At 41.2% G+C, this 14,809-nt stretch carries 19 protein-coding genes; 5 read left to right on the top strand and 14 right to left on the bottom strand.

What is annotated here, in order from left to right; all coding sequences use genetic code 11:
- Positions 1–33: 33 nt before the first annotated feature.
- Both PHI47_RS02135 and PHI47_RS02130 read left to right on the top strand, forming a co-directional pair.
- Positions 34–930 (top strand): cytochrome c peroxidase, encoded by an 897-nt coding sequence (locus tag PHI47_RS02135; RefSeq protein ID WP_299933270.1) that lies wholly within the window; start codon positions 34–36, stop codon positions 928–930.
- Entirely contained in the window at positions 927–2,978 is a 2,052-nt protein-coding gene (locus PHI47_RS02130; protein ID WP_299933268.1) for an EAL domain-containing protein, read from the top strand. Before PHI47_RS02135 ends, PHI47_RS02130 begins: the two co-directional genes overlap by 4 nt.
- Here the strand turns inward: PHI47_RS02130 and PHI47_RS02125 are convergent.
- The 5 genes from PHI47_RS02125 to PHI47_RS02105 form a co-directional block, all read right to left on the bottom strand.
- Complete coding sequence (locus PHI47_RS02125; protein ID WP_299933267.1) at positions 2,975–3,307, bottom strand: YraN family protein; 333 nt, start codon at positions 3,305–3,307, stop codon at positions 2,975–2,977. The two genes, PHI47_RS02130 and PHI47_RS02125, sit on opposite strands and share 4 nt — an antisense overlap.
- 5 nt (positions 3,308–3,312) lie before the next feature.
- Entirely contained in the window at positions 3,313–5,388 is a 2,076-nt protein-coding gene (locus tag PHI47_RS02120) for a molybdopterin-dependent oxidoreductase (protein WP_299933265.1), read from the bottom strand.
- Positions 5,389–5,412: 24 nt separating this feature from the next.
- Complete coding sequence (locus PHI47_RS02115) at positions 5,413–6,165, bottom strand: SDR family NAD(P)-dependent oxidoreductase (RefSeq protein WP_299933263.1); 753 nt, start codon at positions 6,163–6,165, stop codon at positions 5,413–5,415.
- Between the two features lie 177 nt (positions 6,166–6,342).
- Complete coding sequence (locus PHI47_RS02110; protein ID WP_299933261.1) at positions 6,343–6,789, bottom strand: hypothetical protein; 447 nt, start codon at positions 6,787–6,789, stop codon at positions 6,343–6,345.
- 15 nt (positions 6,790–6,804) lie between these two features.
- On the bottom strand, positions 6,805–7,911 hold the full coding sequence (locus PHI47_RS02105; protein ID WP_299933259.1) for a WD40 repeat domain-containing protein: 1,107 nt from the start codon (positions 7,909–7,911) through the stop codon (positions 6,805–6,807).
- 81 nt (positions 7,912–7,992) lie between these two features.
- On the opposite strand from PHI47_RS02105, the gene PHI47_RS02100 reads away from it, so the two are divergent.
- Genes PHI47_RS02100 through PHI47_RS02090 form a run of 3 tightly spaced genes read left to right on the top strand, consistent with a single transcriptional unit; the run spans position 7,993 to position 9,379 of the window.
- A complete protein-coding gene (locus PHI47_RS02100; protein ID WP_299933257.1) occupies positions 7,993–8,832 on the top strand; it encodes a S1-like domain-containing RNA-binding protein in 840 nt (279 codons plus the stop codon).
- Entirely contained in the window at positions 8,822–9,037 is a 216-nt protein-coding gene (locus tag PHI47_RS02095) for a hypothetical protein (protein ID WP_299933254.1), read from the top strand. The genes PHI47_RS02100 and PHI47_RS02095 overlap by 11 nt, the downstream gene beginning before the upstream one ends.
- A 27-nt stretch (positions 9,038–9,064) precedes the next feature.
- Positions 9,065–9,379 carry a pyrimidine/purine nucleoside phosphorylase gene (locus tag PHI47_RS02090; protein ID WP_299933252.1) on the top strand — a complete coding sequence of 105 codons (315 nt, stop codon included), beginning with the start codon at positions 9,065–9,067 and terminating at the stop codon, positions 9,377–9,379.
- A gap of 5 nt (positions 9,380–9,384) precedes the next feature.
- Here PHI47_RS02090 and PHI47_RS02085 read toward each other — a convergent pair whose 3' ends face one another.
- From PHI47_RS02085 to rplF, 9 genes are all read right to left on the bottom strand, one after another.
- Complete coding sequence (locus PHI47_RS02085; protein WP_299933250.1) at positions 9,385–10,029, bottom strand: tetratricopeptide repeat protein; 645 nt, start codon at positions 10,027–10,029, stop codon at positions 9,385–9,387.
- A 1-nt stretch (position 10,030) separates the two neighbouring features.
- Entirely contained in the window at positions 10,031–10,651 is a 621-nt protein-coding gene (gene upp / locus PHI47_RS02080) for a uracil phosphoribosyltransferase (protein ID WP_299933248.1), read from the bottom strand.
- Between the two features lie 66 nt (positions 10,652–10,717).
- Positions 10,718–10,936 carry a translation initiation factor IF-1 gene (gene infA / locus PHI47_RS02075; RefSeq protein ID WP_013459075.1) on the bottom strand — a complete coding sequence of 73 codons (219 nt, stop codon included), beginning with the start codon at positions 10,934–10,936 and terminating at the stop codon, positions 10,718–10,720.
- A 10-nt stretch (positions 10,937–10,946) separates the two neighbouring features.
- Positions 10,947–11,705 carry a type I methionyl aminopeptidase gene (map, locus tag PHI47_RS02070; protein ID WP_299933220.1) on the bottom strand — a complete coding sequence of 253 codons (759 nt, stop codon included), beginning with the start codon at positions 11,703–11,705 and terminating at the stop codon, positions 10,947–10,949.
- A gap of 2 nt (positions 11,706–11,707) precedes the next feature.
- Positions 11,708–12,970 (bottom strand): preprotein translocase subunit SecY, encoded by a 1,263-nt coding sequence (gene secY / locus PHI47_RS02065; RefSeq protein WP_299933218.1) that lies wholly within the window; start codon positions 12,968–12,970, stop codon positions 11,708–11,710.
- The gene (rplO, locus tag PHI47_RS02060) at positions 12,970–13,368 is read right to left on the bottom strand and encodes a 50S ribosomal protein L15 (protein ID WP_299933216.1); all 399 of its coding nucleotides are present in this window, start codon (positions 13,366–13,368) and stop codon (positions 12,970–12,972) included. The genes secY and rplO overlap by 1 nt, the downstream gene beginning before the upstream one ends.
- A 3-nt stretch (positions 13,369–13,371) precedes the next feature.
- The gene (gene rpsE / locus PHI47_RS02055; protein WP_015652609.1) at positions 13,372–13,815 is read right to left on the bottom strand and encodes a 30S ribosomal protein S5; all 444 of its coding nucleotides are present in this window, start codon (positions 13,813–13,815) and stop codon (positions 13,372–13,374) included.
- A gap of 9 nt (positions 13,816–13,824) precedes the next feature.
- Positions 13,825–14,181 (bottom strand): 50S ribosomal protein L18, encoded by a 357-nt coding sequence (gene rplR, locus PHI47_RS02050; protein WP_299933214.1) that lies wholly within the window; start codon positions 14,179–14,181, stop codon positions 13,825–13,827.
- An 11-nt stretch (positions 14,182–14,192) separates the two neighbouring features.
- Entirely contained in the window at positions 14,193–14,729 is a 537-nt protein-coding gene (gene rplF / locus PHI47_RS02045; protein ID WP_299933212.1) for a 50S ribosomal protein L6, read from the bottom strand.
- Between the last annotated feature and the right edge of the window lie 80 nt (positions 14,730–14,809).

The raw sequence follows: 14,809 nt of genomic DNA, 5'->3' as shown, positions 1-14,809 counted from the left end.
AATATCGTGAATGCATTTAGGATAGTCGTACTCATGGTTTCAACCATGCTGTATGCACAAGAACCGATCTCTCCGATACCGCAAAGTATTCCACACGATTTTGCCAAAGTCGCTTTAGGTAAAAAACTTTTTTTTGATCCGATTCTCTCTCATGATTACACAATAAGCTGCGCTTCCTGCCATGATTTTTCCAAAGGGGGAGCTGACGCCCAAAATGTCTCAACCGGCATACACCGTCAAAAAGGATCCATGAATGCACCGACGGTTCTTAATGCCGTCTTTAATTTTAACCAATTTTGGAACGGCAGAGCAAAAAACCTCACAGAACAAGCACTAGGCCCCATCCATAACCCTGTCGAAATGGGTCTTTCTCTAAAGCAAGCGGCATTACGTCTTCAGACGGATCCTGCTTACAGCCGTTCTTTTTCTAAAATCACCGGACGTATCAAGGTCACACCCAACGATATCACCGTCATGATTGCTGAATACGAAAAAACACTCATAACCCCAAATGGAAAATTTGACCGTTATTTAGAGGGGAAAAGTACCCTAACGCCCAAAGAGACCGAAGGGTATCTTTTATTTAAAACTCTCGGGTGTATAAGCTGTCATAACGGGGTCAATGTGGGTGGAAACTCTTATCAAAAAATGGGTGTTATCGTCCCTATTAAGCACAATGCCCATATAGATGACCGTTTTGTCCTGACAGGACGAGAACAAGATAAAAATGTTTTCAAAGTACCGACATTACGTAATATCGCACGCACTGCTCCTTATTTTCACGACGGAAGTGCAGGAACCCTTAAAAAGGCTATTTCAACAATGTCCTACCACAATTTGGGGGTCAAACTCACGCCGTCCGAAATCGATTCCCTGATTGCATTTTTAACTACACTTAACGGAGAGATCCCGGCTCAGGCCTATCCATGAAACTATCCTATAAATTCACGTTGGTCATCATACTCGGCCTGAGTGCCGTTATCGCTTTGATTTTCTTTAAAACATTTACCATGCAATATTTTATTGAGCGCAATGCAATTGAACTCCAAATCAATGCCATCGAAACAACGCAGCAAAAACTCGATTATGAGATTTTACACAATACCTTTTTCCTTTACACCAATCAAGATACCGTCAATACACAAATAGATGCTGTACGTCAGCAAATCGAACAGCTCATCCAACATCCCAATATTATACAAGAGCACCCGAGTACCCGAGTTATGCTCAAACAATACTCTCAAATTTTCGAACACAAAGTGAACCTTATCTACGATTTTCAAACGACCAATACCGTGGTTAAAAACTCAACATCGACCATTCCGCTGTTACAACAACGGGTTTTGGAAATAATGGATACTGCCAATCCGAAAGAACGGCAGTTTCTACAAACCATGAATCAAATCAGCGGAACGGTTTTACTAGGGAAAAATGCACACGATTTGCATCTCATCGCCTCTTTGCATTCCGATATCGTAGAACTATCCCGATATCACTTTAATGATAAAGAGAAAGAAGAACTCGCACAAAGGGTTATTTCCAATTTTCAGGTCATCGAAGATTATTTTCCCCATTATCTTCAATTGATGAATGACATTAATAATCCCTTAGCTCAAACAACATTAAAAAAGATCCAAAAAATCTATCTTGACGAATCAGCGCATGAACTTCGATCCGTTACCTTTTTCTCCTATTTTTTAATGGGTTTGTATATTCTCAGCCTTGGAATCATCACCTTCTTTTTATTTCGCAGTGAAAAAGAGTCTCGAATCGATACCCTTACAGGATTAAAAAATCGTAAAGCCTATGAAGAACGGATACAGCACTCCATTAATGATTTGGCACTCATCTTGATAAATATCAGTAAATTTAAACATTACAACGATTTTTACGGTGTTTCAGAAGGAGATCGATTACTGATTGAAACGGCCCGACACATCAGCACAATGCCTTTTTCCGGAAGTAATCCTACCTATTATCGTCTGGGTGCCGATGATTTTGGTATTTTATTTGAACAAACTTCCACCTATGCCCTCGAAACATTGGCCAAGGAAGTTTTATCCGCATTTTCAGAAACACCGATTATCATCAATAATGAAGTACGTACCCCTTCTATCGTTGTTTCTGCATCAGACTATAAGCCGCTTTTGGAAACTGCCGACATGGCACTTAAAAGCAATTCACATAAAAATCCTATTATCTATCACGAAGGGCTCAACCTTCGTCAAGTTATTCAAGATAATGTTACAAAAGTCAAAGAGCTAAAAGATGCTCTTCAAGAAAAACGGGTTATCCCTTATTTTCAGCCGATTATAGATCTTTCAACCTGTAAAGTCACCAAACATGAAGTGCTTGCACGTATTATCATGAAGGATACGCAGGTTCATTCCATCTTCCCGTATCTCTCTATTGCAAAAGAATCAAATCTGTATTCTCAGATTACCCATACTATCCTTGCTCAAAGTCTGGCAGTTATTGCTGAGTATCCGGGAGAATTTTCCATTAATCTATCCATCGAAGATATTAACAGCAGCGAGACAGTCGCAATGATCGAGAAAATATTAGAACAGCATGAAGACATCGGTAAACGGATTATTTTTGAGATATTAGAGTCCGAAGCAATCAAAGAATACGAAGGTATTGCCCATTTCATTGCTAAAATGCACCATTACGGATGCCGTATTGCTATTGATGATTTCGGAAGCGGCTATTCGAATTTTTCCCGTATTCTTAATCTGACCATCGATATCATCAAAATTGACGGTTCACTGATACGTTATCTCGATACCGATGATAAAGCAATCACGATCGTCCAAACGATTGTCAATTTTACAAAAAGTGCTTCGATTGAAACCGTTGCTGAATTTGTCCATAACAAAGCGATTGCCAATATCGTCTCAGAGCTTGGAATTGATTCCGCACAAGGATTCTTTTTTTATGAACCTGCTCCGCATCCCGTTGCTGTTTTTCCGCTCTAAAGCGTTATATTCTCAATCCACTCAATATTATTATCGGTGACAATAAGCGCATCGATGCAATAATCAAGAGTTAGCCGTTTTTGCTGGAGGTACGTTTGGATAGTCCGGTTCAGTTTTTGCAGTTTTGAGGGGGTAATATTATTGACAGCTTGCTCATAGCTTTGGGCACTTTTCACTTCGACAAAGTGCATCACATTCTCATGCATGGCAATAATATCAATCTCTCCGAAACGGTTATAGACATTACGGTCTATAATTCGGACCCCTTTATTTCGTAAATACTCACACCCTCGTTCTTCGGCAATATTTCCTCTGGCACGAGTGTGCATTGTATTTAATCCAGATAGTCGGGTTTAATCACCTCGACTTTGATCGATTTAAACCGTGCCGTTTTAATCAACTCGTCGGACTCGTCACCGAATAAAAAGTTGATTTGGCTCTTAGCATGGTGGAAGGTCGTAAAAAGGGTCCCTTTTTTGACCGTAGAGCTCACTTTTACGCGCAAAGGGGCACTTTGCCCGTATTCGCTTTTGAGTACGACAAAGTCTTTGTACTCGAAGAAATCTTCATCATCAACACTGACTAACAGCGTATCTTCACTGTGACTGCGGTTGAGTTTCTCACAGGCATTGGTTTGGGCACTGTTATTGTAATGAACCAACACCCGTCCGGTCGTGAGATAATATCCTTCATGCGTTTTAGCATTGAGCAGTTCTTCGACTTGACCACGCGGAACATACTGATGATAATGAAAGGTGCCGAATCCATCTTTCGTTCGGAAGGTATCGATATGCAGTACCGGCATATCCTCTTCCTGAACCGGCCATTGTAACCCGCGTAAGCGGTTTGCTTCCAGTTTTTCATAACTCGCGCCGCCGAAACGGATAGGAGCGTCGATACGTACCGCTTCCCAAACATCCCGAGTGGTTTTAAATCCGAGATCGGTTCCGTAGCGTTTAGATATCTCCGCAATCACTTCCCAGTCATCGGGCATCATAACATTGATCAGAGGCTGAGAGAGATGGAGGCGGCGTTCCGCATTAATATAGACACCCGTCTTCTCATACGCACTTTTGACTCCGAAAATAATGTCGGCAAATTTGGTAATCTCATTATCAAAGAGTTCATTGACAACCAAAAGATCGAGATTTCCCAAAGCCGCGTGAATTTTATTTTGGTTCGGATGGATATGGGCGATATCTTCGCTGATATTGTAAAGCGCCTTTATTTTCCCATCAACCATCGCATTGATTAAATCAGGGGTCATCATCCCCACTTCTTTCGGTGGCTGATAATCAGGAGCATAATACGGCAGCATCCCGACATCACATGTCCCTTGAACGTTATTCTGTCCCCGAAGCGGCATTAACCCCGCTCCGCGCTTACCGATATTTCCGGTCAACATTGCCAAATGGGTAATCGCCATTACGGCATACGACCCATCAAGATGTTCAGTGATTCCTAATCCCCAGAAAAAAAGACTTTTACGGGTTGCATATTTACGGGCAACGGTGCGAATCTCCTCAATTAACGACTCATACCCCGGAATTTTGAGAAGATATTCAGGGTTGGCATACGGATCGTTGAGAATAGAATTTTTGTACTCCTCATACCCTTTGGTACGGCTGTTCACAAAATCTGTATTGACCAAATTTTCAGAAAGGATAACGTAGGCCATCATGTTCAGGATCATCAGATTGGCTTCGTACGGGATGCTTAGATGATTTGTTGCTGATTTGGAGAGCTGGATACGGCGCACGTCTAACACGGCAAGCTCAATATCTTTTTGTTTAATCACATCGAGCATACGGTTGGCAACGATCGGGTGCCCTTCGGTCGTGTTGGAACCCATCACCACCATATACTCTGTTTCGTAGATATCATCAAACGGATTGGTCATCGCCCCCTCGCCGATCGTCGTACGCATCCCCTTCAGCGATGGAGAATGGCAAACACGGGCGCAGTTATCGACATGCGGAGAACCGACCACGTGGCGAGTAAAGTGTTGGAAAAGGTATGATCCCTCACAGCTGGTTCTGGCTCCACCAATCGCTGCAAAACTGTGCGCGCCGTGTTCATCGGTAATGGCTCGGAGTTTACGGGCAACGAGTTCATACGCACTCTCATAGCTGATCTCGTAAAAATCGTGATCCACCGGTTCGAGATAATCCATGTCCAGATCAGCAAACAGTGCGGCATTTTTAGCTAAAAATGATTTTCGAACACGGGCATTACGAAGCCGTTTGGAATGGGTTACAAAATCCCACCCCTGCTTCCCCTTGATACAAAGCCGCCCTTGAGAGACGGTTCCCTCTTCTTTTGCGAAGATCTTTTGGATTTTATTATCCTCAACCTCAGCGGAAATATCGCATCCCACGCCGCAATAGGTACAAACGCTGTCGATAACCATCGGATATTTCCTTGATAGTACGGGTTATGCACCCTTTTTAAAATTAGTGAAGTTTACAATTTTGTCTCTTAAGGACTGCGGAAGTAGCGAGACAATTCGAATCATTAAGTAAAATCTAAAAGGAAAAGCGTAGCGTATTTTTTTCCGTTCAATCGCATGGGTTATCCGCGCTATCCCCTTTTCTGTTGTCATCAAAAACGGCATTTTAAATCGGTTCTTCTGCGTCATCTCCGAATCGATAAATCCGGGCATAATGGTCATTACCTTTATTCCATACAGTTTTAACTGATAGTGTAATCCTTCAGCATACGCATTAATGGCACGCTTTGAACTGCTATAGGCGATCGAAGTCGGCATCGTAAAGAGGGATGCCAGCGAAGAGATAAAAACAATCTCTCCCACTTTTTGTTCCATTAGTTTTGGAATCATTGGCTCCAAAAGAGCATGGATACTCAGAAAATTGGTTTGAAAAACTCGATGAAAATCCTCAAATGGGGTTACTCCCCCACCGTGACCGACCGACACCCCCGCATTGAGGATGATGCGGTCAACCCTCTTCTCACATAAACTTTCCCCGATCTCTCCCATCCGCTTAAAATCATTGACATCGGCAACAATCATCTCCACCTCGGCACCTTTCTCTCGACATCGCTGTGCTACATCGTTCAAACGATCAACGCGACGGGCAATCAATACGAGCTGATTATCACACGTCGCATAATGAATCGCCAATGCTTCACCTAATCCGCTGCTTGCACCGGTAATAATTATGCGCATAAATCTCTCCCTATTAGAACCGTCTCAATCCATTCACTATATTCTCTTTACGCGAATTATACTTTCAATCACTGCTTGATTATCCTTTAGCCATTGTTTTGATTATCTTGATGTATCTTCACGTCCGTCATTCCTGGTCTACCCAAAAGGGTATGTGACGTCTGGAATTATGAAGATTCAATACCCCATTTTAGTCCGTAATGCACTAGCAATAACCCCTATAAAAAATGTCACTATCGAAACTTTAACAATAAAACATCCGGTCAAAATATAGAGATAAGGTTTTTCTTCTTCAACATTCAACATCTGCCGTTGTTCTTTCATTTCTAATACTTTTAGTTTGCGTGGATTACACCGTGTTTCTTCTTCACCTGACAATGAAAAATAATATGTTCCCCATACCCCCATCAATATCATCGCATTAAACCCTATATCAAAGCTTGGTGTTCTTCGTAAAAATAGCATTAACATATCAGCACCAACTGCTATCAATACAATTCCAAGTTTAAGCCTATTTTTATGCTCTATTTTATTTTTCAGCATTACTAACACCACTCCTAGAATAGCTGAAGCAAATCCACTTCCGGCTACAATTCTTTGCCATTCAGGTTCCATAAGCGTCATAAGATAACTTCCTCCTCACTTATCAGAAAATTTAACTAATTCTTTTTTACCGTTATGTTCCACAAACGCATATTCAACGCCATCCTTTTTAAACCATGAAGTAATATTCGAGGAATTTGTACTTAATTGTCCAATAATTTCAGACTTTTTTGTTTCTAAATTTATTCTTTCTACAAAATATTCCCCATCCCTGCGATTTTCATTAATCCCTAAAATGATTACATATTTTCCATCTTCGCTTATTAGAGCATCTTGAACCATTGTTGACACAATATGGATACTATCAATTTTTTTCAACTCAGGAACTGACCACTTATCCACATGACCAAATCTACTAATAGTAATTAAAGTTGTGCTCTTATGATAAAACAGACTATCAAATATTGTATCTATAAAGCTCATATCTTTTTTATCAAACCACACGTGAGTTATCCAGTCTTGCAATTCATAAGGTTTTTGTGTGCTTACCAACTTTAACACGGTAGGATCAAATCCATTTATTTCAAATATTTGTATACTACCAGTCATACCAACTGCAAGATAATTTTCATTTTTATCTTTACCTATTGATGTAATAACACCATCACACTCATATGTTTTACCTACAAAACTTTCTTTCTTTAGATCAAAAACTTTAAAACTTCCAGTATCAGCCATATAGATAAAATCACCATCGTTTGTAAAAGTTTCTCGACCCATACTTTCATTAATATTGAATTTCAATGTTCCATTTGTTAAATCATAAATTTTTGTATTACCATCAAAATAACCCCCCGTACTTAAATAATTCCCATTATTAGAAAAATTTAAAATATCAGTACGTGTTGAAGAGGGAAAAAAACCATATGCTAACTTCAAACTTTTTCCATCAAATACGTCTACTTTTCCAGATTCATATCCAACAGCAAACATTGTAGAATTCTTATTAAATGCAAGAGCAGTCACTCTGTCCTTAAAGCCGTGATTTTGGTTAATTGCAATGTTATTAAAAAATATATCATCCATCACAAAACTATTTTTCAAAATCGTATCACCTGCTACCGCACTATTTTTTAAAATTACATATCCACTTATGACCATAATTAGTAATATTCCAACAAAGCCTAAAAATACTGTTTTCATTTATATTCCAATTTTATATGTTATCTTTCATATTATATTGTTAAACTTATGATACTTCCTTAAACCCGCTATAATTTCACCATGAATGAAACACTAAAAATCGGGGAGATTAATATCCTCGTTATCGACCGGGACACTACACCCGGACTTTTTTTACGCGCATTGGATGAGAGCGATATTTTATTGCCTAACCAATACGTCACGGATACAATGCATATCGGTGATACGATTGATGTATTTGTCTACACCGATAGTGAAGACCGCCCCGTTGCGACAACCGTAATGCCCAAAGCAATGGTGAATGAGATCGCCTTTGTCGAGGTGGTTGATACCACACCTATCGGTGCATTTGTCAACTGGGGGTTGCCGAAAGATCTGTTCGTCCCCAAAACATTGCAGAAGCGCCCTTTTACCGTCGGAGAAAAACGACTCGTGCGTGTTATCTTGGATGAGCAAACTAACCGCCTCGTCGGAACTGAGAAAATCAGCGGGGCATTAGAGATGCCTCCGAAAACTTTTTATCCTAACACCCCCGTAAGTTTTATGATTATTGCCAAAACGCCTATGGGGTATAAAGTTATCGTCGATCACAAATACGAGGGGATGATTTATAGCAACGAAATTTTTGAAGATGTTCGTGTCGGACAGGTTAAAAACGGATTTGTAAAACTTCTCAGACCGGATGGCAAATTTGATCTCTCACTTCAGATGGTCGGAAAAGCAAAAGCCTCTAATGCCGCCGATAAAATTCTCGCGATGATAAAAGCCAACGGTGGAATGCTCCCGTACAACTACAAAAGCGACCCCGATTTGATTCAAAAAACATTTGGATTAAGTAAAAAGAATTTTAAAAGCGCATTAACACAACTCGTCGATAGTAAAAAAATAACAGTTCAGGAGAACGGAATTTATGGGATATAGACCACGCAAAAGCCCTTTTAGTCACCTAAAAGCGCGTAACCTCGTATACAGCGAAAATGACCAAACGTTTACCCTTATCAGCTTTAACCGAGAGACGATGCTCTTAGAAGTTCATATCAAAGATGGGGATCAGACGAAGATTGTCACCGATTTCCCGTTTGCCCACTTGCCTAAAAAGATCAAGCAAGAGCTCAATCCGCTATAATTGCACCATTATTTTTAGGAGAAATCTATGTCACAATTTACTAACGTCACCGCTGATAAAAAAGCCAATATCTATTTTGACGGAAAAGTTACCAGCCGAACCCTTCGTTTTGAAGACGGAACCATCAAAACTCTAGGGATCATGTTACCGGGTGAATACACCTTTAACACAGGTGATGCTGAGATCATGGAAATCATGAGTGGTGAGATGGACGTTCAACTTCCGGATTCAGAAGCATGGGTTACTATCACAGGACCGCAAAGTTTTGATGTCCCGGCCAACAGCGCATTTCATTTACAAGTTAAAACCGTTTCAGACTACTGCTGTAGTTTCGTTAAATAATTGCCTTAGCGTCGGATTTCGACGCTAGCTTCGTCTATCCAACCCTCTTTTTCATACGGTTCCCACCCATTTTTGCCACCGATACCGCTTACTTTATAGTAACTTCCATTTTTGACTTTTGATGTTACTGTCGTTTGAGCTTTAATGGGGCTACATTCTCCTGCACCATCGCATATCATGGTGTCTTTAATCGTTTTCATCCGTAGTGCTATGATTGAAATACCCTTATCCAGTTTGGGTTTGGCTACTTTATCATACTTGCCGTCAATTACTTCCAGTAAAAGCTTTCGTGACTCTTTATCCCCATGTTTTGCTGCAGAGGCGAGCCACATCATACCGGCAGTTGTGTTTTGATCCACACCCCGTCCGGTAACATACATTATCGCGACATTGTATTGTGCGTCTACATGCCCCTGCTCGGCTGCTTTAAGATACCAATTTGCCGCCATGGATTGATTTTTATCGACACCAATCCCCCGCTCATAAATCACTCCGACATTAAACTGTGAAACTTTATCGCCACGCAATGCCGACGTATAGGTTTCCCAAAAGGATTTTTGCGGTTCATTTCCATTCAGTTCATCCGCGAATATGCTGCTAGCATACCCAATACATACAAGTATGATCATCCATTGCACTATTTTCATCATCTTAGAGGGTATTAAATGCTCGATCACCTGCATCACCTAATCCCGGAATAATAAATTTGTTTTCATCAAGCCGTTCATCGATTTGAGCTATATAAATTGTAACGTCGGGATACATAGTTTCTATCGTTGCAATCCCTTCCGGTGAAGCGATAACATTGAGCGAAATAATCTTTTCCGCCCCTTTTTTCTTTAGAATTTCAATCGCATCACATAACGAACCGCCTGTTGCTACCATCGGATCAACTAAAATAACGGTTTTACCGCTGCAATCCCCTACCCTATCGTAATACAGATGACTTTTATGGGTATTTTCATCCCGCTTGATTCCTAAAAATCCTGACACGGAGAGGTTTAGCGTCTCAATAACCGCATCGTGCATCGGCAACGCTGCTCGAAGTACCGATACAACCATAATCTGCGATTCGTCTATACATTCTACGTGTTGTTCACCACGCCATGTCATAAAAGACTTAAGTTGCATTGGAAATGTTCTCATCGATTCATAGAGTAATATTTTAGTAATTTCTTTGAGTGTGTGTCTGAAGACCAATGGGGATAGAGTTATGTCTCGAAGCGTATTGACTAGTGACTGGAGAAGAGGATGTTTTGGATGGTTATGCATAATTTCTCTCTTAAAAAGATGCACTATTATAATACATAAGTGTGTCGACTGCCTAAGCAGTGACACTTATTTGTAGCGATACGTAATTCGCCCTTTATCAAGGCTGTAAGGGGTTAGTTCGATTTTCACCGTATCCCCTGGGAGAATTTTGATGTAGTGCATACGCATTTTACCCGCGATATGGCACAAAATTACATGACCATTTGGCAACTCAACACGAAACGTTGCATTGGGTAGTGCCTCAATAATCTTTCCGTCTACTTCAATGACATCATCTTTTGCCATATATATTCCTTTACGCGATTGATAATATTTCAGCTCTACCGTTGATAATTGCAACCGTATGCTCGTAATGAGAGCCTCTCAGCCCATCCGTACTTACCACATCCCAACCATTTGCCAAAATTTTAGAGGTTCCCTCTTTGTGACAAATCATCGGTTCCAAACAAAAAACCATTCCATTCTTAATTTTCGGGCCTGCTTTCGCATTCGTCCCATCCAAATAATTTGGGATTTCAGGTTCTTCGTGCGGTTTTTTCCCAATACCGTGACCACAGAATCCTCGTAAAGGGACAAATCCCCGTCCAAGAATAAACTGCTCTATCTCATAGGAGAGCTCTTTAAAACGCATCCCATCTTTGATAATGTCGATCGCAAAATAGAGGGCATCTTTAGAGCATGCAATCAAGGCTTCGTCTTCAGAGCTTATTGCTCCAACCCCGACAGAAATTGCAGCATCTCCAAAATATCCCCCTTTTTTTGTCCCAACGTCAAATCCGACAATATCACCCTCGCATAAAGCGTAATCGGTCGGTATGCCATGAATAATGACTTCATTGACAGAGGTACAAACGGCACTTGGAAAACCATAGAGACCTTTAAAAGAGGGGATGGCACCTTGACTTCGGATATATTCCTCACCCATGGCATCAAGCTCTTTCAGGGTCATCCCAGGCTTAGTTTGGGAAGCTAACAGTTCCAGCGTCGCACCGACGATTTGATTCGCGGCACGAAGCTTGGCTATTTCATCATTTTTGCGTAGCGCAATCGCCATTGTTACAGGCCAACCGCGCTAAGGGTTTGATATTTTGACATATAAACCTGTGCTTCAATACGACGCATTGTGTCCAGTGCAACTTGAACCACGATTAGAACCGCCGTCCCTCCGAAGAAGAACGGTACTCCCATCGCTTTGACAATAACCCATGGCAAGGTTGCAATCAAACCAAGATAGATAGCACCTGTTATGGTAAGACGACCTGCAGTGTCATTTAAAAATTCTTTAGTCGATTCGCCCGGACGAACGCCCGGAATAAATCCACCTTGGCGTTTTAGGTTATCGGCAATATCTTTAGCGTTAAATACAATAGACGCATAAAAGAACGCAAAGAATACAATGAATGTAAACTGTAAAATATTAAAGAAGTAGTGATTCGGATTCAAAACATCCGCTACCGCTTGAACATAAGGGTTCGTACTTGATGACATAACCGTCATCGGAAACATCAAAATTGCTGAAGCAAAAATAACCGGGATAACCCCTGAAAGATTCACTTTGACCGGAATATAGTTCATAACCCGTTTATTTTGATTTTGGAGCATTGTCTTTTTAGCATACGTAACCGGGATACGGCGTTCACCTAATTCGACATAGATAATAACCAATACCGTAGCAGCGATAAGTGCAATAATCGCTAACAACGAAAATATACTCATAGCGCCCGTATTTACCATTGAAATCGCATGCGATAATCCGCTAGGAATTGCCGAAACGATACCGGCAAAAATAATCAAAGAGACACCGTTTCCGATACCGCTTTGAGTAATCTGCTCACCGATCCACATCAACAGCATTGTCCCTGCCAACATTGATACTGTTGCCAAAAGAACAAACGTTGAATGATCGACCAATATGGCACTTCCACCATCTTTTCCTGTCATACTTTGTAAGCCGATACTTACACCGATTGCTTGAATAATGGTAATAACGATCGTTGCATAACGGATAATCTGCATGTATTTAACCATGCCGTCACGTTCTTTTTTCATTTGGGCTAAATTCGGAAATGTTGCAGCCAAAAGTTCCATAATAATTGAAGCAGTGATATAAGGCATGATACCAAGAGAGATAATGGAGAGACGTTCCACGGCTTTACCGCTAAACATATTAAATAAACCTAGCGCGTCAGCTTGGTGGGAGTCAAAAAAAGAAGCAAGGACGGCTGTGTCAACACCCGGTACCGGCACGTATGCCAGTAGTCGGTAGATAAAGAGAAAACCGATCGTAATTAAGATCTTGTTTACAATTTGTTGGTTCATTATTTACCAGTTGTTGTAACGTTTTCATCTTTGATTTTAGATGCTAAATTGATAGCGCTAGCGCCGACAAGTTTAACACTTGTAACCGATTTAGCTAATCGATGTACAGCACGGATACTATCCATTGTGATCTCTTCAAGTGCAGCAACTTCCGATACGCGCTCTACGTTGATCACATACGGTTTAATAACGCGTGATGTAAATCCGATTTTTGGCAAACGGCGAGCAAGGGGCTGTTGTCCACCCTCAAAGTTACGTTTTTCATTGTAACCTTTACGTGCTTTTTGCCCTTTGTGACCTTTACCGGCTGTTTTACCTTGGCCACTGCCTTGGCCACGGCCAAGACGTTTTGTGCTGTGGGTTGAACCCTCAGCAGGAGTAAGGTTTTCTAATGCCATAACTTATCCTTTGATACGTGATAGTGCGTCGATTGTCGCACGTACCACGGTGTTTGGATTGTTAGAACCCAAAGACTTCGTTAAGATGTCTTGGATTCCCGCAAGCTCAAGTACAGGACGGGTTGCGCCACCGGCGATAACCCCTGTACCTTCAGATGCAGGTTTTAGCAAGATACGACTTGCGTTGTATTTAACTTCGATATCGTGAGCAATGGTAGTACCTTTGATCTTCACGTTAGTCAAGTTTTTGAACGCTTCGTCAACCGCTTTACGGATAGCATCGGGAACCTCTTTGGCTTTACCGACTCCGTAACCTACGGTTCCTTTTTTATTTCCTACAACTACGAGAGCGGTAAAACGAAAACGTCTACCACCCTTTACAACTTTGGTTACACGACCGATGTTTACAATCGCTTCTGAAAATTCTTCTCTGTTAATTGGATTCATCATCGTGCCTTAAAACTTGATTTCATTTGCACGAAGTGCTTCGGCAAACGCTTTTACAACACCGTGATACAAAAATCCGTTACGATCGAACGTAACTTCATTGATACCGGCATCTTTGAGGGTTTTTGCAAATACTGCAGCTGCTTTTTCAGCGTCCGCTTTGTTTGCTTTAAGACCCAAAGTTTTTGAGTGTACTGCTGCTAACGTTACCGCTGCTTCATCATTAATCGCTTGCGCGCTGATGTAACGGTTCGAACGAAAGATAGAGACACGTGGCAATGACGCGCATCCTGAAATTTTAGAGCGAATACGGCGTTTACGTTGAGTACGCTTAGCCGTTTTAATTTTAAGTGTTTTACCTGTCATATCATCGCTCCTTATTTCTTAGATGTCTTACCGGCTTTACGCAGGATAGTCTCATCGGTATATTTAACACCTTTACCTTTATAAGGCTCAGGTGGACGGAATGATCGGATTACAGCAGCAACTTGACCAACTTGTTGTTTGTCAGCGCCTTTGATACTGATAACGTTTTTCTCTACTGCAATCGCAATTCCAGTAGGGATATCGAAATTGATATCATGGCTAAATCCAAGTTGAAGTTTCAAAATAGCACCTTCAACCGATGCACGGTAACCAACACCGTTGATCTCAAGTTTTTTCTCAAAACCTGTTGTCAAACCGGTAACGATGTTTGCTGCTAGTGCACGGTATGTACCCCAGAAAGCGCGATCCGCACGTTGGTCAGAATTTGTGCTAAACGTCAAAGTATTATCTTCAAGAACAACACCACAGTTACCAAGAGTATCCAAAGTTTGTGTTGTAGCACCTTTTACGAAGGTAAGTACCGTTCCATCGAGAGTTACATTTACATCAGTTGGGACAGAAATAGGAAGTTTTCCAATACGTGACATCTTATCTCCTTACCAAATTGTACAAAGGACTTCACCGCCAACGCCAAGCTCGAATGCTTTATCGTTAGGAAGAACCCCTT

The sequence above is a fragment of the Sulfuricurvum sp. genome, assembly GCF_028713855.1.
GTDB lineage: Bacteria > Campylobacterota > Campylobacteria > Campylobacterales > Sulfurimonadaceae > Sulfuricurvum.
The sequence above is the reverse complement of the archived record's forward strand: the minus strand, read 5'-3'. Positions and strand labels throughout refer to the sequence as shown.

Excerpts from the sequence above, each read along its gene's own strand:
- PHI47_RS02105 (WP_299933259.1), bottom strand. The coding sequence starts at position 7,911 with ATGAAAACAGTATTTTTAGGCTTTGTTGGAATATTACTAATTATGGTC.
- PHI47_RS02125 (WP_299933267.1), bottom strand. The coding sequence starts at position 3,307 with ATGCACACTCGTGCCAGAGGAAATATTGCCGAAGAACGAGGGTGTGAG.
- PHI47_RS02110 (WP_299933261.1), bottom strand. The coding sequence starts at position 6,789 with ATGACGCTTATGGAACCTGAATGGCAAAGAATTGTAGCCGGAAGTGGA.
- PHI47_RS02090 (WP_299933252.1), top strand. The coding sequence starts at position 9,065 with ATGTCACAATTTACTAACGTCACCGCTGATAAAAAAGCCAATATCTAT.
- rplR (WP_299933214.1), bottom strand. The coding sequence starts at position 14,181 with ATGACAGGTAAAACACTTAAAATTAAAACGGCTAAGCGTACTCAACGT.
- secY (WP_299933218.1), bottom strand. The coding sequence starts at position 12,970 with ATGAACCAACAAATTGTAAACAAGATCTTAATTACGATCGGTTTTCTC.
- rplF (WP_299933212.1), bottom strand. The coding sequence starts at position 14,729 with ATGTCACGTATTGGAAAACTTCCTATTTCTGTCCCAACTGATGTAAAT.
- rplO (WP_299933216.1), bottom strand. The coding sequence starts at position 13,368 with ATGGCATTAGAAAACCTTACTCCTGCTGAGGGTTCAACCCACAGCACA.
- PHI47_RS02130 (WP_299933268.1), top strand. The coding sequence starts at position 927 with ATGAAACTATCCTATAAATTCACGTTGGTCATCATACTCGGCCTGAGT.
- rpsE (WP_015652609.1), bottom strand. The coding sequence starts at position 13,815 with ATGAATCCAATTAACAGAGAAGAATTTTCAGAAGCGATTGTAAACATC.
- PHI47_RS02095 (WP_299933254.1), top strand. The coding sequence starts at position 8,822 with ATGGGATATAGACCACGCAAAAGCCCTTTTAGTCACCTAAAAGCGCGT.
- PHI47_RS02120 (WP_299933265.1), bottom strand. The coding sequence starts at position 5,388 with ATGGTTATCGACAGCGTTTGTACCTATTGCGGCGTGGGATGCGATATT.
- PHI47_RS02085 (WP_299933250.1), bottom strand. The coding sequence starts at position 10,029 with ATGATGAAAATAGTGCAATGGATGATCATACTTGTATGTATTGGGTAT.
- PHI47_RS02135 (WP_299933270.1), top strand. The coding sequence starts at position 34 with ATGGTTTCAACCATGCTGTATGCACAAGAACCGATCTCTCCGATACCG.
- upp (WP_299933248.1), bottom strand. The coding sequence starts at position 10,651 with ATGCATAACCATCCAAAACATCCTCTTCTCCAGTCACTAGTCAATACG.
- infA (WP_013459075.1), bottom strand. The coding sequence starts at position 10,936 with ATGGCAAAAGATGATGTCATTGAAGTAGACGGAAAGATTATTGAGGCA.
- map (WP_299933220.1), bottom strand. The coding sequence starts at position 11,705 with ATGGCGATTGCGCTACGCAAAAATGATGAAATAGCCAAGCTTCGTGCC.
- PHI47_RS02115 (WP_299933263.1), bottom strand. The coding sequence starts at position 6,165 with ATGCGCATAATTATTACCGGTGCAAGCAGCGGATTAGGTGAAGCATTG.
- PHI47_RS02100 (WP_299933257.1), top strand. The coding sequence starts at position 7,993 with ATGAATGAAACACTAAAAATCGGGGAGATTAATATCCTCGTTATCGAC.